18 protein-coding genes are annotated in these 23,684 nt (G+C 48.3%); 7 read left to right on the plus strand and 11 right to left on the minus strand.

All coding sequences use genetic code 11. The features are described 5' to 3' along the window. Positions 1-4 precede the first annotated feature (4 nt). Complete coding sequence (locus tag CWM47_RS29000; protein ID WP_100992084.1) at positions 5-3,109, plus strand: efflux RND transporter permease subunit; 3,105 nt, start codon at positions 5-7, stop codon at positions 3,107-3,109. Positions 3,110-3,435: 326 nt separating this feature from the next. Beyond that, entirely contained in the window at positions 3,436-3,831 is a 396-nt protein-coding gene (locus CWM47_RS29005) for a LytR/AlgR family response regulator transcription factor (protein WP_100992085.1), read from the plus strand. Between the two features lie 50 nt (positions 3,832-3,881). On the opposite strand, the gene CWM47_RS29010 is transcribed toward CWM47_RS29005, so the two are convergent. Both CWM47_RS29010 and CWM47_RS29015 read right to left on the minus strand, forming a co-directional pair. After that, complete coding sequence (locus CWM47_RS29010) at positions 3,882-4,886, minus strand: YpdA family putative bacillithiol disulfide reductase (RefSeq protein WP_100992086.1); 1,005 nt, start codon at positions 4,884-4,886, stop codon at positions 3,882-3,884. Positions 4,887-5,004: 118 nt separating this feature from the next. Beyond that, complete coding sequence (locus CWM47_RS29015) at positions 5,005-9,036, minus strand: SdrD B-like domain-containing protein (protein WP_100992087.1); 4,032 nt, start codon at positions 9,034-9,036, stop codon at positions 5,005-5,007. Positions 9,037-9,168: 132 nt separating this feature from the next. On the opposite strand from CWM47_RS29015, the gene priA reads away from it, so the two are divergent. The 4 genes from priA (at position 9,169) to pyk (ending at position 13,991) form a co-directional block, all read left to right on the plus strand. Next, positions 9,169-11,781 (plus strand): replication restart helicase PriA, encoded by a 2,613-nt coding sequence (gene priA / locus CWM47_RS29020; RefSeq protein WP_394341954.1) that lies wholly within the window; start codon positions 9,169-9,171, stop codon positions 11,779-11,781. Positions 11,782-11,815: 34 nt separating this feature from the next. Further along, entirely contained in the window at positions 11,816-12,046 is a 231-nt protein-coding gene (locus CWM47_RS29025) for a hypothetical protein (protein ID WP_100992088.1), read from the plus strand. Then, complete coding sequence (locus tag CWM47_RS29030; RefSeq protein WP_100992089.1) at positions 12,046-12,441, plus strand: type II toxin-antitoxin system VapC family toxin; 396 nt, start codon at positions 12,046-12,048, stop codon at positions 12,439-12,441. The genes CWM47_RS29025 and CWM47_RS29030 overlap by 1 nt, the downstream gene beginning before the upstream one ends. Before the next feature lie 113 nt (positions 12,442-12,554). Then, positions 12,555-13,991: a pyruvate kinase gene (pyk, locus tag CWM47_RS29035; protein ID WP_100994104.1), complete on the plus strand. Its 1,437-nt coding sequence runs from the start codon at positions 12,555-12,557 to the stop codon at positions 13,989-13,991. A 144-nt stretch (positions 13,992-14,135) separates the two neighbouring features. Here pyk and CWM47_RS29040 read toward each other — a convergent pair whose 3' ends face one another. Together CWM47_RS29040 and yihA are read right to left on the minus strand one after the other, a co-directional pair. Continuing rightward, positions 14,136-14,645 (minus strand): DUF5606 family protein, encoded by a 510-nt coding sequence (locus CWM47_RS29040; protein ID WP_100992090.1) that lies wholly within the window; start codon positions 14,643-14,645, stop codon positions 14,136-14,138. A gap of 134 nt (positions 14,646-14,779) precedes the next feature. Further along, the gene (gene yihA / locus CWM47_RS29045; protein WP_100992091.1) at positions 14,780-15,382 is read right to left on the minus strand and encodes a ribosome biogenesis GTP-binding protein YihA/YsxC; all 603 of its coding nucleotides are present in this window, start codon (positions 15,380-15,382) and stop codon (positions 14,780-14,782) included. A 183-nt stretch (positions 15,383-15,565) separates the two neighbouring features. On the opposite strand from yihA, the gene CWM47_RS29050 reads away from it, so the two are divergent. Beyond that, positions 15,566-16,036, plus strand: coding sequence for a thioredoxin family protein (locus CWM47_RS29050; RefSeq protein WP_100994105.1), 471 nt, complete (start codon positions 15,566-15,568; stop codon positions 16,034-16,036). 299 nt (positions 16,037-16,335) lie between these two features. Here CWM47_RS29050 and CWM47_RS38365 read toward each other — a convergent pair whose 3' ends face one another. The 7 genes from CWM47_RS38365 to CWM47_RS40075 all read right to left on the minus strand — a co-directional run bounded on the left by CWM47_RS38365 (position 16,336) and on the right by CWM47_RS40075 (position 23,674). Further along, positions 16,336-16,608: a hypothetical protein gene (locus tag CWM47_RS38365; RefSeq protein WP_240626011.1), complete on the minus strand. Its 273-nt coding sequence runs from the start codon at positions 16,606-16,608 to the stop codon at positions 16,336-16,338. Then, complete coding sequence (locus CWM47_RS29055) at positions 16,502-16,822, minus strand: BrnT family toxin (protein WP_100992092.1); 321 nt, start codon at positions 16,820-16,822, stop codon at positions 16,502-16,504. The genes CWM47_RS38365 and CWM47_RS29055 overlap by 107 nt, the downstream gene beginning before the upstream one ends. Positions 16,823-17,670: 848 nt before the next feature. Further along, positions 17,671-18,663 (minus strand): MraY family glycosyltransferase, encoded by a 993-nt coding sequence (locus CWM47_RS29060; RefSeq protein ID WP_100992093.1) that lies wholly within the window; start codon positions 18,661-18,663, stop codon positions 17,671-17,673. Further along, positions 18,660-19,577 carry an NAD-dependent epimerase/dehydratase family protein gene (locus CWM47_RS29065; RefSeq protein WP_100992094.1) on the minus strand — a complete coding sequence of 306 codons (918 nt, stop codon included), beginning with the start codon at positions 19,575-19,577 and terminating at the stop codon, positions 18,660-18,662. The genes CWM47_RS29060 and CWM47_RS29065 overlap by 4 nt, the downstream gene beginning before the upstream one ends. Continuing rightward, positions 19,574-20,821, minus strand: a complete 1,248-nt coding sequence (locus tag CWM47_RS29070; protein ID WP_100994106.1) for a glycosyltransferase family 4 protein — start codon at positions 20,819-20,821, stop codon at positions 19,574-19,576. Before CWM47_RS29070 ends, CWM47_RS29065 begins: the two co-directional genes overlap by 4 nt. A 110-nt stretch (positions 20,822-20,931) precedes the next feature. Continuing rightward, on the minus strand, positions 20,932-22,551 hold the full coding sequence (locus tag CWM47_RS29075) for an alginate lyase family protein (protein ID WP_100992095.1): 1,620 nt from the start codon (positions 22,549-22,551) through the stop codon (positions 20,932-20,934). Beyond that, a complete protein-coding gene (locus tag CWM47_RS40075; RefSeq protein ID WP_317046661.1) occupies positions 22,544-23,674 on the minus strand; it encodes a Gfo/Idh/MocA family protein in 1,131 nt (376 codons plus the stop codon). The genes CWM47_RS29075 and CWM47_RS40075 overlap by 8 nt, the downstream gene beginning before the upstream one ends. Positions 23,675-23,684 lie beyond the last annotated feature (10 nt).

The following is a 23,684-nucleotide window of genomic DNA, read 5'->3' on the forward strand; positions in this document are numbered from 1 at the left end:
TAGTATGAATGCTTTCATCCGTAACGTAGTGGGTTTTTCATTGAGGAACCGCTTTTTCATATTTTTCATGACGGCCGGCCTCATTATTGCCGGTATCGCCAGTTACCTGACAACACCCCTCGAAGCCTTTCCCGACGTTACCAACACGCAAATTATCGTGGTGACAGAATGGAATGGCCGCTCAGCCGAAGAAATTGAACGTTTCGTAACCGTGCCCATCGAAATTGGTATGAACTCGGTGCAGCGCAAAACCAGCGTTCGTTCTATTACCATGTTTGGGCTGAGTATCATCAAGATCATTTTTGAGGACGATGTCGAAGACTTTTTTGCCCGCCAGCAGGTCAATAACCAGCTTCGCTCGATATCACTGCCCGATGGTGTTTCGCCCGATGTACAACCTCCGTACGGCCCCACCGGCGAAATTTTCCGATTCACCCTCAAGTCGCCCAACCGCGACAGCCGCGAGTTACTCACGCTGCATAACTGGGTTATCGACCGCCAGCTCCGCAGCGTATCGGGGGTGGCCGACGTGGTGGCCTTCGGTGGTCGTGAAAAGAGCTATGAAATTCGCGTAAACCCTACTCAATTAGCTAAATACGACATCACCCCGCTGGAAGTTTATCAGGCCGTAACCCGCAGTAATATCAACGTGGGGGGCGATGTGATCGAACGAAACGGGCAAGCCTACGTGGTGCGGGGCATTGGCCTTTTAACGTCTATTCCCGATATCGAAAACCTGATCGTCGAAGACCTGGGGGGCAATCCGGTACTTATCAAAAATGTAGCCGAAGTAGCCGGATCAAACCTGCCCCGCGTGGGTCAGGCGGGTCTGGACAACGACGACGACGTGGTGGAGGGTATTGTGGTTATGCGTAAGAACGAAAATCCCAGCGAGGTGCTGGAACGTGTGAAAGCCAAAATCGAGGACCTCAACACGCGCATCTTACCATCTGATGTAAAGCTGGTTACCTTCTACGACCGTGACAACCTGATCTCGTTCTGTACCAAAACCGTACTGCATAACCTCACCGAAGGTATTATTCTGGTTACGGTGATCGTGTTTCTGTTCATGGCCGACTGGCGGACTACGATCATCGTGTCTATTATTATTCCACTTGCCCTCTTGTTTGCCTTTATGTGCCTCAAACTGCGGGGTATGTCGGCGAATTTGCTATCGATGGGCGCAGTCGATTTTGGCATTATCGTTGATGGTGCGGTCGTCATGGTCGAGGGCATTTTTGTAACGCTCGACCACCAGGCGCATCGCGTTGGCATGCCCAAATTCAACCGCATGGCGAAATTGGGTCTCATCAAAAAGACCGGTGGCGAGTTGGGGAAAGCCGTTTTCTTCTCTAAGTTGATCATTATCACGGCCCTGTTGCCTATTTTCTCCTTTCAGAAAGTGGAGGGAAAAATGTTTTCACCTCTGGCCTGGACATTAGGCTTCGCCCTGCTTGGTGCGCTCCTGTTCACTCTGACGCTAGTGCCCGTTTTATGTTCGATCCTGCTTAAAAAAGACGTTCGGGAAAAGAATAATCCGCTGGTCAATTTCTTCGACCGCACAGTTATGGCTGGGTTTAGCTGGTGTTATTTGAATCAGAAAATTAGTTTATTGGCGGCAATAGGCTTTATGGGTGCCACGTTCTTCTCGGCTACACTGCTAGGCTCGGAGTTTCTGCCGACCCTTAACGAAGGAGCATTGTGGGTAGAGGCCAAACTGCCCATGAGCAGTTCGCTCAACCAGACAGTAGGCATGGTGCGCACACTTCGCCAGAAGCTAATGGACTTCCCCGAGGTGAATGGGGTGCTGTCGCAAACAGGCCGATCCAACGACGGCACCGATCCCTCTGGATTCTACTACGTACAGATGCAGGTGAACCTGAAGCCCAAAGACGACTGGACGCGCAAGATTACAACCGATCAGTTGATTGAGGAAATGGACGGGCGACTCAAGCAGTTTCAGGGTATCAACTATAACTATTCGCAACCTATCATCGACAACGTAGCCGAAGCCGTAGCAGGTATGAACGCCAGTAACGCCGTTAAAATCTTTGGCGATGATCTGGAAACCCTCGATAAACTGGCCAATACCGTCCTTGGTGCCATCCGCAATGTGCCGGGGGTGAAAGATGTTGGTATACTGCGGAACATTGGTCAGCCAGAAATCAGCGTGTTGTTCGACGACCGGAAAATGGCTCTCTACGGCGTTTCGACAGCCGATGCCCAGTCTGTTATTGAAATGGCTATTGGCGGTAAAACGGCTTCTGTTTTATACGAAGGTGAACGCAAATTCGACATTCGTGTCCGCTACGGCGAAGATTACCGGCGCACCGAAGAGGACATTATGCGGCTGATGGTGCCTACCCTGCGCGGCAACAAAATCCCGTTGCGCGAAATTGCCACCCTGCGCGAAATAACCGGCCCGGCCTTTGTATACCGCGATAACAACAAGCGATTTATTGGCGTAAAGTTCTCGGTACGGGAGCGGGATTTAGGTAGTACGATCGGCGAAGCGCAGCAACGCGTTAACGAAGCCATCAAAAACCTGCCCAAGGGCTACGGCATCACCTGGACCGGCGAATTTGAGAATCAGGTGCGGGCAACGGCGCGATTGGGACAAGTGGTGCCCATTAGTCTGGCCGCTATTTTCGTCATTCTGTTCATTCTATTCGGCAGTGCCAAAGATGCAGGTCTCGTGCTGATCAACGTACCCTTTGCGCTTATCGGGGGTATTCTGGCCCTGCACGCCACAGGCATGAACTTCGGCATTTCGGCGGGGGTAGGGTTTATTGCGCTGTTCGGTATTTGCGTACAGAATGGTGTTATCCTGATTTCTGTTTTCAACAACAACCGCAAAGCCCACATGCCACTCGATCAGGCCATTCGGGAGGGTGTCCGGTCGCGTATCCGACCCGTGGTAATGACCGCGCTAATGGCCGCTATCGGCCTGTTACCAGCCGCCGTTTCGACAGGCATTGGGTCGGAAACCCAGAAACCCCTGGCTATTGTCGTTATTGGTGGACTCATCACCGCTACGGTTCTTACGCTCCTTATCTTCCCTATTATTTACCGCATATTTAACAAAAAACATCATACAGCATTAGTTTAGTTAACGGTTAGATGAAATCAGGAAAATAACAGCCTGAAAGCTGTGTCAACCTCCAGAGGTTTGTTAACAAATATAGCAAATCAGTAAAATAAGGTTCATTATCAAGGCATTATAAGTGAATGGCGGCAGTCGTATCGGTTTATAAACCAGTACGACTGCCGCCATTCACTTACAATATACTGCTGTTCAGCTACCATTTATAGTTACTGACAACAAAAATCCTATTTGCTATATATAGCTGATTAGTTTTGAGCAGAACCACAGAGGTTAACTCCTTTTAGTCTACATCAAACTCAATTTTCACCTCTTTTTCACACTAAACAGTTATGAGACCAAACCTTTACACAACTCCACCCAAAACTGCACTACCCACAGATGCCATACAAATGTATGTGCGTGACAGTGGTCAACTTGCTCTTCCGGTATCAGACCTAATGTTTTTACAAGCAACGGGCAACTATAGCTGGCTTTTCTGGAAAGACGGACAACGCATGCTGATGCCACGTACACTGAAATACTATGTGCCTCAATTACCTTCGGCATGGTTTATCAGACTCCATCGAAACTGCATTGTCAACCTGCACTATATAGAACGCATCGAACGGATTGAGCCAGACAAAGGTGGTCTGGTTTATATGCGGTCAGGAGTTGTCTTGCCCATATCCCGTCGTCGTTGGTTTGCAGCCAAGAGATTACTATCCAGACACTTACTCTCCAACTAGTAACGAGTGCAAGGCCGGTTCCAATAGACATCGGCCTTGCGCCAATACAATTAAATCCGCTGAATCAACTCAGCTACTTTGTGTACTTCACGGCCCACTATATGATCAATGATTGCCTGGGCGTGTTCGCGACCGTTTTCGATAAAGACTTTCTCCGTAAAGATTCCGGCCATTACCGTACCACATACGTATAAACCGGGAACAGTAGTCTCAAATGTTTCTTTATTAAACGTAGGAACCTGTGTTACTGGATCGAGTTCAATACCACAGCGACGCAGCAGTTCCGCATCTGGAATATAGCCTGTCAGGATTAGCACAAAATCAGCCGGCAGTTCCGTTTCTTCGCCCGTTTTCAGATTATTAATCGTTACCGATTTCTCATTGATTTGCGTCACACACGAATCGAAGGCAGTTTTGATTTTACCTTCTTTCACGCGGTTTTTCACATCCGGCACGAGCCAGTACTTTACTGTACTGCGAAAATCGTCGCCCCGATGAACCACGGTAATATTCACGTCGTGTCGATACAGTTCTAAGGCCGCTTCAACCGTTGAGTTTGACCCGCCAATAATTACCACATTGGTAAACGAATACTTAAAGGGCTCGTCGTAGTAGTGTGAAACATGCGGCAGATCTTCGCCGGGAATGTTAAGCCAGCGGGGCCGCGTAAAATAACCCGTTGCCATAATCACCTTGCGGGCGTAAAAATGATCACCAGCTTTGGTCGTAACCGTAAATAAGTCGCCCTCTTTATGTACTTCCCATACCTCCTGGAACAGTTTAAAATTCAGGTGGTAATAGGCAGCAGCTTTTCGGTAATACTGAAGCGCTTCGTCGCGACCGGCTTTTACATCCGAAATGGCAAACGGTAGTCCCCCGATTTCAATATTTTCGGCCGTTGAAAAAAAACGCATTCGCCGGGGGTATTGCCGTATTGATTCTGTCAGACTACCCATTTCAAGGATTAAATGACTTAATCCGGCTTTAGCCGCTTCAATGCCAGCTGCCAGTCCGCAGGGACCACTGCCAACAATAATGACGTCGTATGTTTGCATAAAATAATCAGTGATGCGCAATTATCTCCATGAATACTCCACGAGATATAATCCTAACAAGCAAAAAGTCCCCAAAGGTTGCGCTAAGGGGACTTTTTACGAGCTAATTTTTCTACTATTACCTGATTCTGTTAATCAATATAGGTACACACACAGGCGTTGGACAGCTAAACGGAATGACCTGTAGATTAGCCGTTACCCAACAACCGTTGCTGGCCGTGGCCGTCACCGAGTAGGTACCATCCACCACCACATCCGCGCCTGCACCTACTGCCGTGAATCCATTGGGGCCCGTCCAGCTTAAGGTAGCCCCCGGCGAATCGGCCGAGATTTGAGCCGTGCAGGTGGGGCAAGTCCTGTCCACCACCAAGGTGCTCATTATAGGTGATGCAGTGTCTGAGGTGACCTCGGTGATGGTCGTGGTGAAACTACCTGGACAGGTCGAATCGACCACCGTTAAGGTGTAACTCCCCGACTCGGTAACGCTTGGGTTCCGCTCCAGGCTAATGAAGTTGCTCGGGCCTATCCAGGCGTAGTTAGCTTGACTCACCACCGTTCCATCGCCATAACGGGCCGTGCCCTTGAGTTGAACACTTTTGGCCGAACAACTCAGCGTGCCACTCGTGGCTGTGGCCACAATAGCAGGCAGTATCCGAACCACCGTCTCCGCCGACTGGCGGCACTCGATACTGACCGGCGTGGGGTAAATGAGCCCATAAATATATTGACTCGAAATGACTGAGCCATTGTTGATCGTGTTCAGCAGAGGCTTCTTCAGGACAGCCCGATTGGTTAGCTCATCGAAGCCAACGGTGCCCAGCACCACCCCACCAGACCCATACATGGCCGTGCCCGACTGGGGACTGCTGAACAGCACAAACCGAACCGACTCGCTGCCGCTCAGGTGCTGGCCAACCGTTACCAGCGAGTCCACAGAGGCTCCCGAGCAAAGGGAGAGTGACGATTGGGTGTTGGTCAGGGCAGGGCAGAAACTGGGTGTCACCAGCACACTAGCCGTTACCCAACAACCGTTGCTGGCCGTGGCCGTCACCGAGTAGGTGCCATCCACCACCACATCCGCGCCTGCACCTACTGCCGTGAATCCATTGGGGCCCGTCCAGCTTAAGGTAGCCCCCGGCGAATCGGCCGAGATGCGGGCCGCGCAGGTGGGGCAAGTCCTGGCCACCACCGAGGTACTCATAGTAGGCGATATGGTGTCTGAAGTCACCTCCGCAATGGTCGTGGTAAAACTGCCAGGGCAAGCCGGATCACCTACCGTCAGGGTGTAACTCCCCGACTCGGTAACGCTTGGGTTCTGAACCGAACTGCTAAAGCTGTTGGGCCCCGTCCAGGCATAGGTTGCCGACGGAGCCGCCGTACCATTGCTGTATTTAACTGATCCCTTGAGCGTTACACTTTTGATCGAGCAATTCAGCTGACCACCCGTGGCCCTGGCCACCAGAGAAGGAGACAGCTTGACTACCGTCACATCCGACTGCCGACAGGAAGGATTTTCTGGCGTGGGATAGATGATAGCATAAATATATTGACTAGTAATTGCAGAATTGGTGTTGATGGCAGGATTATAGAGTACAGCCCGATTTGTGACTTCATTTAGTTTTGTTGTACTGAGCACTACACCACCAGACTCATACATGGCCGTACCCGATTGCGGGCTTGTAAACAACACAAACCGAACCGAGTCAACCCGACTAAAGTAACTACCAACGACTGCAATGGAATCGACTTTAGCGCCAGGACACAGCGAAATACTGTCTTGTTCACTAGTCAGTTTGGGACAAGAATAGATAGAAAAGTCATAGGTGAAGTCATTTTGCCCGGCATCGAGAGACGTCACGGCGATAACGGCCGATCCACCAACCAGTTGAGCATTGGAATCGCGCATATCTGGATTGCTAAAGCCGGTTCGGTTGGCGGGCGAGAGCGTATAATACCGTTGTGGGCTAGCGAGTGCCTGCCGGGCACCAGCCGCCCGAGCTGCTACTCGACCCCCTGTTGCTGATAAAGGTTTAACGCCGGCAAGGGTTATATCAAAATTTGGCAGTTGGATGGTGTCCATTCGTATTTCATACTTATGGTCATATTCCAGCCCCCCTGGCACAGTACTCTTATTAAAATAAAACTGTCCACCATCATGTGTGGTTTGGGTAGCCATTAAGCTACCCCCCTTTTCCATATCGTGAAGTGTCAGCACAATGCCATCGATACCCGGTTCATAAGCATCCTGAATACCGTCACGATTGTCATCGAACCATACACGGTTACCAATTTCGACACCGGCGGGGTCACATAAGGCTTTTATGTCGCCCAACCCGGCAGCTTTGCCAAATGAGCCCGGCGCGGCATCCAGTGTGTATAAGACATAATTTCGACTCGTGGCACCTGTTTTACTGTTAAATACTTTCAGACCACCTGACTGATAGGTTTGTGCTATAGGATCAAAAGCCGATGTGAGAATTTCTGTATAACCCGGAATAAAGCTAAGCGCACCGTTAGTCACCTCCGCGTGGGCAACATTGCCGAAGAAAGTCCAGTTATCGCTTCCAAAAAACTCACCACCTACATTATTTGCGTCCAGAGGTCCTTCGTTGTTCCCAACCCCGCTCCCGGTTAAATTACCTGACTTACCGTTTTTCTCCAGTTCAAGCGTCCCGTTGTTATTGTAAGCCCGCAGTAGGTCGCCACCGGTGAAGCCGTCAAACCCCCCATTACCCTGTGGATCGTGGTTGGCCACTCCCACCATATTGCCGAACCTGTCCATAAAGCCAATCATCATCGAGCCATCATCATCAAATTCCAAATCCGTTACAATGGGTTGCGGATACATGACAAAATTCGGATTGCTACCCTGCCCGCAGGCCGTTGGCCAGGCGTCTGTCCAGGGTAACCAATGATCATACTGTATACAAGTGCCTGTCAAATCGGCCGCGCCACGCCGGAAATCAAGCGGAAACGCCAGTATCTCGTCAAAAACAGGCGAAGCGGCTTTGGGATCGAAGCGATAAATAGTTGCTTTGAGGTCGCTTTTCTGCTGCGATGTTTCAGCCGAACAAACGACGCCTACATAAATTTTGCCATGATGAACTTTAAGTGCCCAGGGACGGAAATCACCGTTTGAACAGCCTGGATCAGGAATTGACCATGATTTTACCGCTGTTTGTGATGTTGGAACGACCGCTGGTGAATTGACAAAGACACCGTATACTTTCCGATCTTTCAGATTTATGAAATAGATGGTTTTATCATCCTCCGACATATCCATCCCACCGAAACTAATGCGCCCTACAGCGTTCATTGCTCCAGCATCTGTACTAGCCTGAGTCTTATCGCCAAAGAGACCACTGTGGGGATCTGTACCGGTATCGATACCAAGCGTTTTAACATTCAGAAAACTTGTAGTAGTATGCGTAACAGCATCGGTCATGTAGATACCACCGGTGCCAAGCGGCCCAAAGCTCATGTGCCGCTTAACCACAGCTGCGCTGAGTATTTTTTTGTTTCGGCGCTGATAGGCCAATGACCATACGGCGCCTACCTGGCTACCAAACGCCAGGTGATTGGGCGGGAAATTCGATGGCCCTGCCATACCGGAAGCCTCGTAAGCTATATCAACCAGTACATCCGCTTTAGCTGACTGTTTTTCATCGGCAACCAAATTGCCATTGGCATCGGTCGTTGTCTGCGAATTGCCATTTACATAACACGGAACAATTAACCGTACACCCGTTCGCTGGCAGTAGTCGGCGGGGTAGTTGATACCAATATTTACATGCTCAGCCGGGGCTTTTACAAACTGTACACTCGTGCCGCTACCTGTACCATACGGGCCGTTATAGTCTCCTGTGGGCAACTTGCTAAATTCAATGCGCACAGGCATACCTACCGGAATAGCAGAGGCACTAAAGGCGTAATTGCCTTGGGCATCTGTGAGTGTCTGAACCGGCGTTTTATTTAAATCGACAAAAGCCAGAACGGTTACTCCAGCAATGCCTACTTCAATTGGTAATGTATCGGATCGGACTCCATTCAGATCAAAATCCCTAAAAACCACTCCTTTCACCTGGGCCTGGGCTGCTCCAATACACCCAAAAACCAGTAGAAAGACTGTAAATATGTAAAGTTTCTTCATATTAAGAGGTATTTGTTAACGTACTCTATGTTACTTAGTCTACGACTCAAAAATGTATAAATATGTATACTATACATTTCGATCAAAAAAATAACAGATATACTTTCTCATCAAACGTATTGATACGTACAGATGAATCAGTACTATTTAGGCAAAAGCTTTGCCAGTGGCTGGGGGTTTTCTCTGTATCTTTACTCGACGTACGCTTTAATTGTGGAAAACCAAGCCAATACATTGTTTTCGTCATTTGACTCTGAAGAAATAACTTTCTTCGCCGATTTAATTTTGCCTATACCGGTACCTAAATTATTTACTTACCGCGTTCCACGCGGGATGGCCGATGACATCAAAATTGGTGCCAGAGTTATTGTTCCATTCGGAAAAAAAAACGGCAGGGTATTGACAGCCATCGTTGCAAAGCTTCATAATACACCGCCAGCTACCTATCAGGCTCGTTACATAAATGAACTGCTGGATGAAATCCCATTAACAACAAGCTACCAACTAGAACTATTTGGATGGATATCCGAATACTATATGTGCTGCATAGGGGAAGTGATGAATGTAGCGCTCCCTTCGGGCCTGAAAATTTCGAGTCAATCGAAAGTGCAGTTCAATCCTGACTTTGATTACCCTGAACTACTTACTGAATTTGAAGAAGTACTGCTCACTGAACTCAAGAAGCATTCGGCCTTATCGTACGAAGAACTTGAGCGGCTCATGGGCGAAGGCAGCAATGCAGCCGCTATTATCAAATCGCTGATAGGCAAAAAGGCCATCATTGTATTTGAAGAAGTCAGGGAGAAATACGTCCCGAAAATGGTACGTAAGGTTAGGCTTAATCGTAATTATGAAGAGCGGGAACAACTTCTGGTGCTGCTTCAACGGCTCGAAAAACTACCCAAACAGCAAGAGGTTGTTATGCGCTACCTGAGCCATGTCCCCCTGCAGCGCACCCCCTCACTCAATCAAAAAGGTTTAGACAAAACCATTCTCAATCAGGATGATGAACTTTCGCAATCCTCGCTGTCAACGCTAATTAAAAACCAGGTTTTCGAAACGTTTGAAATCATTCAACCCCGCTTTTCGGATAACGACGCCGGGCTACCTCAGGTAGAAATTAAACTGACCGATGCACAGCGATCCGCATCATCACAGATCATGGCTCAGTTCGAGAGCCAGAACATTGTGCTGCTGCACGGCATTACGGGAAGCGGTAAGACGGAGGTGTATATCGACCTTATTCAACAAGCCCTGAACAGCGGCTCACAGGTATTATACCTACTGCCCGAAATTGCCCTGACAACCCAGATTGTGGTGCGTCTGCAACGGGTATTTGGCGATACGATGGGCATTTACCATTCCAAGTTTTCAGACAATGAGCGTGTCGAGGTCTGGAAAGGTGTTGTGTCGGGACAGTACCAGTTTGTGGTCGGTGTGCGGTCGGCGGTATTTTTACCGTTCGACAATTTAGGGCTGATTATTGTGGACGAGGAGCACGAAACGAGCTATAAGCAACACGATCCTGCTCCCCGTTATCATGCCCGCGATGTAGCCATCATGCTGGCGCACTGGCAGCAGGCCAAAGTATTACTAGGATCGGCGACGCCCGCTCTCGAAACCTATTATCAGGCAAAACAGGGGCGCTATGGTCTGGTGGAGTTATTCCAGCGATTTGGCGAAGCAACGTTGCCCAACATTACACTGGTGAATGTGCAGCAGGAGAAAAAGCAGAAGACGATGAAAAATGAATTTTCATCGGCCCTGCTCGGTGCGCTGGAAGCCAATATGGAGCGAAAAGAACAAAGTATTCTGTTTCAAAACCGTCGGGGCTATTCACCCTATATGCAGTGCGAAGACTGCGATTGGACCGCCGAGTGCCCTAACTGCGCCGTTAGCCTGACCTATCACCAACGCGACGCTGAGTTGCGATGCCACTACTGCGGTCATAAAGAAAGCGTGCCGCGCCTGTGCCCCACCTGCGGCTCCACAAAGGTGAAGACGATTGGGTTCGGGACGGAAAAATTGGAAGATCAGCTACAGATTTTCTTTCCGCAATCGCGGGTTTTGCGCATGGACTTAGACACAACGCGTGCCAAAAATGCCTATCAGCAAATTATTCAGGAATTTGAAGGTGGTCAGGTCGATATTCTGGTTGGTACTCAGATGATCACGAAAGGACTCGATTTCGACAATGTTAGTTTGGTAGGTATTTTCGATGCGGATCGACTCATTCACTTCCCCGATTTCCGCGCCACTGAACGCGCCTTCCAGATGATTACTCAGGTGAGCGGCCGGGCCGGGCGACGCGCCGGGCGGCAGGGAACGGTGCTGATTCAGACCAGCAACCCACAACAGCCGGTACTGCAAAAAGTAATTGACAACAATTATAAAGGACTCTATGAGGAAGAACTGAAAGAGCGGCAGGATTTCAATTACCCGCCCTTCTCGCGACTCATTAAACTAACCATTCGCCATACCGACCGGGCCATCAGCCATCAGGCTGCCCAGCGGCTAGCCGCCGAATTGACCGACGCTTTGGGTAGCAGCCGTGTTTTAGGTCCCGAAGAACCTCTCGTTGAACGGATTCGAAATCAGTTTCTGTTCGATATCCTTATTAAGATAGAGCGGGAGAAAGTGAACATAAAAGCGGTGAAAACCTTTATTCAGGACCGTATTAACGACATTCTTACCGATAAGGGCCTACGGCAGGTGAGCATCGTGGCCGATGTGGATTGTTTGTAAGTATTTTACGTTATTGCTAAAAACGCACACAACTATGCTGGCAACGGTAACAGGAACCTACAAAAACGGGCAGATTATTCTGGACGAAGAATTGCCGGTGAAAAGCAAATCTGCCAAAGTGATTGTGACATTGGTAGAAGATACCGTCGAAAATGAGGAAAAACCGACGCGTCAATTTGGACGCCTTAAAGGAACATTTACTGACCCTTATTGGTCATCCAAAGAATTTAATGACCCCCTGGATGATCTAAAAGATTATATGTAATGACTATTTTGCTGGATACCCAGGCCTTAATTTGGTCGCTCACCAATTCAGACAGGCTTACAAAAACGACTCGCACTTGCATTCAGGAAGCCAACACGGTCTATGTAAGTCCAATCAATTTTTATGAAATTGCAATAAAAACAGCACTTGGTAGAGATAGCGGTATTAAATGGCCAATCCATCAAATTATTCAGGAAGCTTTGTTATCGGGTTTTGTATGGTTACCTCTAGGGGCGAATCATATTGAATCCTATCAGAATATCCCTTTCTTCGATCACCACCGCGACCCTTTCGACCGCATGTTACTAGCCATTGCCCTCGCCGATGGCCTGAAAATTATTTCGTCAGATCATAATTTCCCTCTTTATAACGATCTTGTCGAAACCATTTGGTAACGCCGGATTGTACGGCTTCTTGTAAAATTTACACAAAAACCACCGATTATCAGACCATACGCTTATTTTTGCACTGGCTTATGGCTGATTATGCCCAATTTTTCCCGCCCCTCATGTCTAAGAAAACCAAGATCGTAGCCACTGTTGGCCCGGCTTCCGATACGAAAGAACAGTTGTTGGCATTAGCCAAAGCAGGAGTAAATGTATTCCGGCTCAATTTCTCTCATGGCACTCACGAAGACCATTTGATGCGCTTAACCCGCATTCGCGAACTGAATGCAGAATATAACCTCAATCTTTGCGTACTGCAGGATTTGCAGGGGCCTAAAATTCGCATTGGTAATGTTGAGCACAAAGATGGCGTTATGATCGTGGCCGGTCAGGAACTTGTCTTCACAAATGACGATATCATTGGCACCTCCGAACGCGTCAGTACACCCTACAAAAACATGTATCGGGATGTACATGCGGGCGAGCGTATCCTGATGGACGACGGTAAGTTAGAAGTAAAAGTACTGAGAACAGAAGGTACCGATGTTGTAACAGAAGTCGTTTACGGTGGCTCGATGAAATCGAAGAAAGGTGTAAACCTACCAAACACGAAGGTGTCTATGCCCGCTGTTACCGAAAAAGACTGGGAAGACCTCGAATTTGGTCTGGAGCATAATGCCGAGTGGATTGCCCTGTCGTTTGTGCGGGAAGCCTCCGAAATTCTCGAAATCAAAGAATATATCCGGTCGAAAGGGAAGACAAGCCGCGTGATCGCGAAAATTGAAAAACCTGAAGCCATTCAGAATATCGACGAAATTATTGCCGCAACGGACGGACTGATGGTTGCCCGTGGTGACCTCGGTGTTGAACTACCCGCCGAAGAGGTTCCGATGATTCAGAAAATGCTGGTTGAAAAGTGTAATCGGGCGGCCAAGCCAGTTATTGTGGCGACGCAGATGCTCGAAAGCATGATTGACGCCCCCCGCCCGACCCGCGCCGAAGTTAATGATATTGCCAACTCGGTTATGGACGGCGCGGATGCCGTTATGCTAAGTGCCGAAACAGCATCGGGCAAATACCCGATTCTGGCGGTCGAAAGCATGGCCAACACCATCCGGCAGGTTGAAACCTCTACCGACAAAATTTATTATCGCTACCACGCCCAGGTAAACGAGCAGCCAAGCGAAAATGCCATCAACGACAATGTGGTGATGAGTGCATGCCGCTTAGCCCGCGACACAAAAGCAAAAGCCATTATTGGTATCACAAACTCAGGGTATACGGCCGTGCGGCTTTCGCATCACCGCCCCAAAGCCGATCTGTTTGTGTTCTCGAAAGACGCCCAGCTGCGCAACACGCTGGGTCTGTACTGGGGTGTTCAGGTGATGCCTTACGAGCCAGATACGAATATAACTGTCGACCAGACGGTGGAAGGTATCAAACAAATACTCATTAGCCAGGGTCATCTGGAATCTGGCGATATTTTCATCAATACGCTCAGCATGCCTTTAACGCAGGCTCGTCGTACCAACACGGTGAAATTGAGTACGGTAGATTAATAACGTACAACTCAACAACGTTTGCTCACTAAAAAGCCGCGAAACCAATGGTCATCGCGGCTTTTCTGTTCTCACTGAAAATGAAGAATTTTATTCGTCTTACCTGATGCATTAACTCGGTAAGAGGTACCTATGTTTAGGCTTTTATACGTCGGATGCCTTTGGGGCTTCGCTTTCGTTGGCAACTGGCACTTCCTCATTAACTGCTTCTTCGATTGCTACAGGTTCTGCTGTAGGCTCCTCAGCCGCTGCCATGAATACATCAGGAGCAAATTGACGCAGGATTCCGTACCAGATAATAAGTTTTTTAATGTCGGTTGTGCGAACACGGTCACGGTCGTAGTTGGGAACGACCGAAGCCATAAATTCAGCCAGCTCTTCGGCTGAGCCTTTTGGATCAACTGTCAGGGTATCACCATATTTTTCATCGATTGCCGCCAAAACCTGCCCCAGTGATACGGATTGTTCTTCGCTATCATCATTGACATACATCGAAATATCGTTCAGGACCGACACGCGAGCTGTTGGGCCCATCATCGTTTTCGTCTTTTTTTCATCTAACGACTCAACAATGACGCCCGCCCGTCCGGGTTTCACAATTCGGTAAAGGCCGCTGTAGCCAGCCACATTGGCAATCTGTTTTAATGCTTCCATAGAGAGACTTTGTAAAATAGTAACGTGCGTTTTGTTGGGTGTATTGCCTTCATAAAAGCGAAAGAGTGAAAGAGCGTATGAGCGAAAAAGTCACGCTGTCTATTTTTCACTCATGCGCTCTTTCACTCTTTCGCTTATTTTTTGTACCCCTCATTCAGGGGGCGAATGAACGAGAGTATGTCTTCGCGACCGGCGGCTGTAATGGCCGAGGTAACGAAAAACTGTGGTGCCTCCTCCCATTCTTCCAGCAACCGTGCGCGATAGTTGTCCAGCGTCGTTTGCAGTTTATTTACGCTGAGTTTTTCGGTTTTGGTAAATACAATTACGAATGGCAGCCCTCTTTCGCCCAGGTTGGTCATAAAATCGAGATCTAATTTTTGCGGCTCGATCCGCGAATCGACCAGCACGAAGATGCACAACAAGTTTGGTCGGCTGGTCAAATAGCCATCAATGAGACCGGCAAACTTCTCGCGCTCGGTTTTGCTAACCTGCGCGTAGCCATAGCCAGGAAGATCGACCAGATACCACTCATTATCAATAATAAAATGGTTAACCAACTGGGTTTTACCGGGTTTACCCGAAATTTTGGCCAACGTTGAGCGACTCGTCAGCATATTAATCAGCGACGATTTGCCAACGTTCGAGCGACCAATAAAGGCATACTCGGGACGGTCGGGCTTGGGGCACAGGGCCGGGTCGGAGTTGCTGACGAGGAATTCGGCTTGCTTAACAGGCATACTATAATTGACTAAAAGGGGCCCAAAGTTCGGAAAGAATAAGGAGAATGGCACATGATTTGCAATTTGCCCGTATAAGAGTTAATTATGTTCTATAAAACAGCGTATCGGCGGAAACGAAAGTGGCCGATTCGTTCGTTATCATCCCGAAACCAAAAAGACTGCCGGAACACCGGTTCGACTATGAAAAAAGTAATTTGGCTACTGGCTATCCTGCTGGTGGGAATCCATTCTGTACCAACTCATGCCATTCACCCACCCAAGCTGAACCGCGCCAGCGACAGCAAGCGTGTTTCGATCAGTGAGGCAGAAGGTATTCAGTTTACAGAAGCTTCCTGGAGAGATATTTTAAAAAAGGCGAAAGCCGAGAAAAAGGTCATTTTCCTGGATGCCTACGCTAGCTGGTGCGGCCCCTGCAAACTGCTCCAGAAAAACGTGTTCACTAAGAAAGCCGTTGGCGATTTTTACAACGAGAAGTTTATCAACGTAAAAATGGACATGGAAAAAGGCGAAGGCCCTGCCCTAGCACAGGTATATCCGCTGGAAGCCTATCCAACGTTGCTATTCATAGACGGTAATGGAAAAATATTGAAAAAGGTGCTGGGTCTGCAAACACCCGAAAACCTGATTGCCATTGGCAAGAGTGTGAAATAACATTTCGGCAAACAGCCAGAAAACAGCTATATTAATAATGTAGGGTCGGTTTTGAAAAACCGACCCTTTTTGTGCGCCAGAAAATTATAGTGACTGTACTCTGACTCCTACTTTTTGCTATCTAGATGACTATAAGTATTTTATATTCTGCACATGCCGACTATGTTTACATCTCAGACGCAAAAATGACTTCGTAGCTCAGTTGGTAGCAATGTAAAAAACGTAAAAGGGGACAAACGATGTCCCTTTTGCATTTCACAAGACCTGTTTAATAACCGCTATTACGTTGATAAACTAGTCTACGATTTACTTTGCTTCTCATTTTCGAGGATAATTACGTCAGCCAGCGTCATATACGATCCTTTGTGATTGGCCCATTCGTCGCCTGATTCTTTCATTTCTTTCTCGGTCATGCCATTTTTAATCACAGCACGAAATGTTGGCTGTTTAGCTGGAGTTACATTCTTATCGTGAGTCCTGGATGATTTGAGCATATCGTTCGCGTTCTTTTCGGCTGGCTGGCCGACAACTGATGGGCCTAACTTGACCATTTCTGTACGAAAAAGCAACATATAAAATCCGATTTAGGTTGCTACAACCAACAGCTTTATAACGTTGCTCTCCTTTACTATCTACACGATCTGGAAGTGAAGCCAAAGCCGGATCTGTAAATAAACTCTCGACTTCGTTTGTGGTATTGCCCCGTGTTGGGTAATCACTGATGATGTGTTGAACATTGCCAGTATCCCATTGAAATGAAATACCTGGAGCGGTTTCTTGGGCCATGAATATACAATGGTCGCTATAGTTGAGTACCGCTTATACTATGTATAGTCAATATTAGCTGATGCTATTATTTTCTATTAAGCTGTGCTTGCAAGCTATATGTCAAAGGTAGTAAATCGCCTGTATTTTGTCAACCAATTCTAATAAATTGTCACGTATTGCAACGACCAAAAATCTAATACTTATTATCATACAAGGCATAAAAATGACTTCGCAGCTCAGTTGGTAAAGCAATTGACCGCTTAGATTTCCAGGGTTTATGCAAGTGATGGTGTAAAATCTTTGTGATACTTTTGGCCCGGTGAACCACTGAGCACACGCGGTGGATTAACTTATGACGAGATTGACAAGAATGGTATCATCAAGTCTGTTCTCGGCCCGATTCCATTCAATGACGAGACACTCTATGAGCCTGTACTTCAAAGTATCCTGTAAACTAGCAGCGGTTTATCATTTTCTGCTTTTCCTTTCACGCAATAATTTCTTTATAAGGCTAGTTATCGAAGGCAATCTATCTTATAACTAATATCAGTCATATTATTTGAATTATGAGCCAAGCATTAAAATAGAACAAGTTTAGATCGCAGGTAAAATGGTTACTGAATTGCATTATTTCAATAAAAGATGAATGCCAGCACTATGCTAACAATCAATAACCAGGCTACTGTTGCTATTGTCTTATTTTGGCTGACCCGACGCATTCCGATCAGAAAGAATATAAAAAGGGGTACAGCAACTACTAGGAGTACAGTGTTAATAGTCTTCATACAGTATAAACGTACTTATTTATTTTCTAAAATGATCTTATATTCATTTGTACAGTAAACGTAAAACCTAGATGCCATATACTATAATCGCCAAACGTAAAATCCAACCCTTTTCGGAGCGCTGACTAATCGAAACTTCACCCATACATAACCCACAATCAGCGCGCTCAAAATCAATCCCGCTAATGCGAGTTGATTCAACGTCGACCAATCCAGAGCCAAAATCACTAATACATTTATACCCGCCTGAGCAAAGGCATACAAGGCCGCCACACGCAGATGCGGCCACCCATGCTGGTGAACCAACAGCTGGAAAAGGTGCATTTTGTGCGCATGGAAAATTGGTTGCCCAACATAGAGCCGATGAAGGATGGTGCCAATGCTGTCTACGCCATAGATCGCCAGAAATAAAATGGGCAGATAGGTTTGGCTTCGATTGATAGCGGCCAACAGTCCATACAGCACAATGAAGCCCATAGAAATACTACCAATATCGCCCGCAAAACAAATAGCCTGCTTACGGACATTGGTAAAGCTAAAAATCAGGAGTGATATACATACGCCGGGAAATAAAGAGGCCGCTCCCGGTAGGGTCTGAGCCTGACAATACCAGAGCGTGCCAACGGTAACAAGGCTGTACAACGCGATCATACCATTGACGCCATCCATAAAATTGTAGGCATTCACGATGCCAACGCCTACTAGAAAAAGGGCTGTAATAATGTACCACTGACTGCCAAACAAGTTTCCCTGAATCAGCAGTAACCCTACCGCCAGCGTGTGAACCACCAAACGGTAGCGTTTGGGCAACGGCCTAAGGTCGTCCCAGAAACTAACCACTGCAATGGCTGTCAGGCCCAGGGCGAAGTACGGCAAGTTGAGTTTGCCGATCCAGATGGCACCGACCACCGCAAGGTAAAACACGACTCCTCCCGCCCGAACAGTGGTTGAATTAGTATGGGCACTACGCGCATTTGGCAGATCGAACCAGCCATACGAACGTGCCAGGCGAATATAGATCCATTCAGCGCCGATCAATACGAACGTAAGTATGATATAGAGAGTCAGGCTCATCGGAATAAGTCAAGTACGGGGCAGGGGTTCCAGCTGAGTTGTTGCCGAGCTAGTTCATCGGAGAAGGTCAACGTACTTGTCAATTTCCGTACGGCAATCGAATCGAGCGGAAACCGCCGACCAACCACAGCATTGATACTGTCGCCAACACGGGCAAGGGCTTTTATTAACGGTAATGGAATAGCTGGAATCGGCCTGCGCCTACCCAGTTGGCGGGCAAGAGAATCCTCCAGTTCACGGACAGTCGGGTGATAGCCATCGGTCAGGTTGAATGTACCGCCAACGTCGGCAGCGCGGGTAAGTACAGTTGCCACATCGTCGGCGCGAACCATACTTCGTTGCGCAAGTCCGCTGCCAATACGTAAATAATACCCTTTCTTAATCGCGGTTTGCATGGTGGCCAGATTACCCTTTAAAGGCTCGGCAACGACCAGCGGTAAGCGCAAAATCGCCAGTCGGACGCCTGTTCGTGCGGCCCACTCGCGCAGTAGCTTTTCGGCCTCAATTTTACTGATGCCATAGGGATCAACAGCCTGAAGAGCCGTTGTTTCGGGAAGTAATTGCCCCACTGAACAGCCGTACACCAACACAGTGCTCAAGTGAACGATTGATGTTGGCAGGATGGACTGTTTCTCAAGAGCCGCCAACAAATGAGTTGTTCCCTGCACATTGACCCGCTGATAATCGGCACGTTCGGCGGCATTACGGGCTACCGAGTCGGCTTTCCCGGCAGCGTTAATGACGAGGTCAACCTGTTCATTTGGCAACACAGGCACTTGCTCAGCCAAGTCGCAGTAAATATGGCGGGGACTGCACGGCGTTCGTCCAATGGTTGTCAACGTATGTTCAGACACCAGCGTTTGATAAATTCGACTCCCCAAAAAACCCGACGCGCCCGTCATCAGAATGTTCATAGTGTGGCGTGTTTGGGCGTAGTTGATTGACGATGACCTTTGTTATCCAGCGTTTTCAGCACCTGCCGGGCAATTGCCTGACTAATGGCTTGTCGCCGAAACTGCGTTCTAAAATCTGTTCTCATGGCCGTGTAATAAGGTGTTTCGCGCACTTGCCTGACTAAATCAACGACATCGCCGGGAGTGAACAAAATATGATTAGGCAGATGTTGGCGCACAAACGAAGCCGCATAACCCGACACGCCCGCAATAATGGGTTTATTGGTGGCGCCGTACTCAAATAATTTAGAGGGTAACACCCGCGCAAAAGCATCCAGTTTATTGAGGTGAACAAACAGATAGTCGGCCTGTTGGTACTGTGCTATCAATTCGGCCTGACTAACAGGCTCGTATAGCTCAACATTCCTGACGTTCTCTGCCCGAAGTGCTGCGTCAAGTTTACGTGTGGCACCCCCATTACCAAAAATAATGAAGCGATAACCGTTGCCCAACTGCCGGGCCGCTTGTGGAATGATGGTGTGCAAGCCCTGCCCTTCGCCAATATTGCCCGCATAGAGGATCGTTTTACATCGCGAATTGGGGATTTCAGAACTGTTCGGACTGGTCAGAAACAGGTCATCAATTCCATTCGTGAAATAACTATAGGTAGCCTGCGCGAACGGCAGGAAATAATCTCGAAATCCTTCAGAAACCAGATTAATATGGGTAGCACAACCGAATGTATATCGTTCAACGACGCCTAAAAACCAATTTAATCCCACACGAATCAATGGATTTTTATGCATCTCCAGCATGACTTCCCGGAATAGATCGCGAATGTCGAGAAAAAGCGGGATAGACTGTTTTCGAGGGGCAAATCCATCACGACGGGCCACTATCGCGGCCAGAAGAGCGGTGAATAATCGTGACGACGAAGCAACGACCAGATCATATTTATGCTGTCGGGTGAGCCGATGTGCGGCCAGGAAGTACCCCCAAAACGAACGAACCTGATCCAGTTTGCCACTTTTATGGGTTGGCACACTTACGCGCTCAATTGTAACCGGGCACCCCCCCTCCTGCCACTCTTCATAGTCGGATGCGGCTGGCTTATACGATTGATACCGATTCGGTTGGGTTGTGATTACATGAATCGCATCGGTTGGCCCAAGTTGACGCGACAATTCACGTACCAAGGTCGTATTTCGAAATGCACCGGGGCCAATGTCTGGCTCGAAGTAAAAGGTTAGGTAGAGTATTTTCATCTTCGTGTACTTCCCCTTAAAATGAGTGTTTTTGTCATCCCGACCGCAGGAGGGATCTTCGGTAGGAGGATGTTTTAAGATCCCTCCTGCGGTCGGGATGACAAAAACATTCATTTTAAGCTCAGTTCAATAAAGTGTATTCTGGTTTCTAAACTGGTTGTAAACTGAATCTCAAGGCATTGGCCGGTACGAAGTTGATTGAAGCCTTCGGCCATGTTGTAGCGGGTAACACTCAAATTTGGTTTTGACCCTGACGAAAATGACAATTGTACTGGCCCAGTGATGACTATATCGTCCGAAACCTGCACCTGAACATCGGGGTGGAAATGAAATCGAGCCATACCACACAAATTGGCTTTATCCCGGCAACGAATCAGGCGATCTGTAATAATCAGGTGCGTTTGTTCCAGAAGCCACGCACGTTCATGAACGACGCCAATATGACCGTAGCCGTCGTGTCGGGCTTTTAACTCGGTCGGGGTATCGGCCAATACCCGCACCTTTGCCCGCCAACCCACCCGAAAAGCAGCCCAAACTTCGGACGAGTTTTGCCCATTTACCTCAACTGTGTTATGGGCAGATGTACTCCGCTCTATGTCCCGACGCGGTCCGGGCTGATAGGTCGAGGTACCAGTATCCATAAGTAGCGGAGAGTTATCCACATATAGCACGAAAGAAAACGTATCGGCATGTGCGTGCCCTGGTTGGTGGTCGGGGCCAATTGGGCCTACATCCGCAACCAACTCGTATCGACTCCGGCGAAACATCCGATAGCCACTCTCGTTTAGTTCTGTTATCGAAGGAGGGTTGTGTTTGTTACCAAGGACACGTTCGGATTTTGCCTGTAGTTGGGCCGTTGTGGGCGCAATGCTCCAGGCAGCGTCGTTTACCATCGGAATATCGCCATTGGAAAACGTGGTGGCGTTTAACCAAATGAGCATTTTATGAGCTTTATCAATCAGAAAATCAACGAACGTCAACTCGGTATGCCATTCATCATGGCGCAAAGCCAGCAGCACCGTTAGCAGCCGGTCGAGTAGCAGTTGATGGTACATCGGGCTTCGCTCATCGTGCCCGCCATCGGCCAAAATCTGCGTTTGTAATTCGGTGCCGATAAGGTGCGTGGCCATTTTCAGCCACTTTCTATGCCGAAAATAAAGGCTCCCGATAAGCAGGGCATAGCCGTTTTCGAGCAAATGATTACCGGCAATGTGATACTCCAACCGACGACTCAACAAATCAATCTGAGCAAATAAATGCCGATTGATCGCTTGATTCTGTATCTGATTACGACTCAAAAACTGTACCCAATTCATAATCCGTAATGACGTCGGGTAAGGCTCCAGGCCATCCCGCAGAGAGGCCGTTTGAGCAATAAAATCCTGAATAAGTACCAGACCCGTTGCAGGGTTTAAAGCCGGTTGGTTCAGAAAATCAAAATAGTTGAGGTTATATGTCCAGAGCTTGCCATAGTCGCCTAAGCCCTCATTTATGTAATTCCAGTCGATGGGGCCAGCGTTGGGTGAATACGACTTATTTAGGAATACAAACGTTCCGGACTGCCACGACACGGGTTTATCGGCGTCAGCAACCGTCAGGAAATGAGCAATTGGCACTATAGTAGGCAAGCGAAGGCGAGGCCTACCACGCAGCCGAGCTATTAACTGGAAGATCAGTTGGCGCATGGTCAACTGCGTCAGGGTTCGCCAGAACATGCCGATTTTACGCATTATCGTCAACAGCAGTCGGTTCTGTCTTCGTCATACCCACACTGGCTACGTCAACAAATCGGCTCTCCCGCAGGCTTTGCAAAGCGGCAAACATGGTTTGAGTCGTGTTGATGATCTCGGCAAACGAAATCAATGCCTGCGCCAGCTTTTGTGATTCATTGGTGTCACTTTGTCCAGACCGTACCACTTCAATTAATCGCTTCATTTGCTCGACATGGCCTTTATCTTGCCGTCCCCACTTCCATGAAAACCGCCGAAATCCATAACCTGTCAGTCTTCTAAAGTTGTTCAGCACCAGCGTTCGCTCCTGCGAGTACACCTCCACCCGCTCTTTGGGATAGGCTTTATTGCCATTACTAAAGTAATTGATAGCAGCAGTCGAGCCGTTTTCATACCGTAACAGAAGCGATGCCGAATCGCTGGTTTCCGTTGGTTGACGGCCCATCGCATTCAGGCATACACTCAGTACCCGGCTACCCGTCAGGAACGTAGCCAGATCTACAAAGTGGCAGGCTTCGCCCAAGAGCCGACCACCACCAGTGGTTCGGTCGTGCAGCCATGAAGCAGCCGGAACAGCCCCGGCGTTGACCGTTATCACTATGTTCATTGGCAAATCACCCGACCGTTCGCCACCCAATAACGACTTCATCTTTTGGGCAAAAGGCGAAAACCGTCGGTTGAAACCCACCATCACGATCCGCTTCGATTTTCTGTACTGGTCAATCAACGGCAGTAGTTCATGCTCATGAATTGCCAGCGGTTTTTCTACGAATACGTGCTTTCCCGCCTGTAGGGCTTCGATGGTCAGGCGGGCGTGGCTGTCGTGCCGGGTCGTAATGACGCACAGGTCAATGACCGGATCGTCCAGAATATGCCGGTAGTCTGTTGTACTTTGCGAGATACCAAATTTCCGGGCCAGCACCGTTGCGTTCAGCCCACCACTACCGGCAATAATTTTCGGTATAACACCCACCGTTTTCAAGGCAGGTAGCAGTATCGAACTGGTAAAATTTCCCGCGCCAATTATCCCGATAGTACCCGAACGGATTTCGTACGTATGCTCTTGCAGAATAAGCACCGGACTCAGGTCTACCTGTTCAGAATAGATGAGAAGCGACGCCATCCGCCCCGGC

Origin of the sequence: Spirosoma pollinicola (genome assembly GCF_002831565.1) — a bacterium.
GTDB classification, from domain to species: Bacteria; Bacteroidota; Bacteroidia; order Cytophagales; family Spirosomataceae; genus Spirosoma; species Spirosoma pollinicola.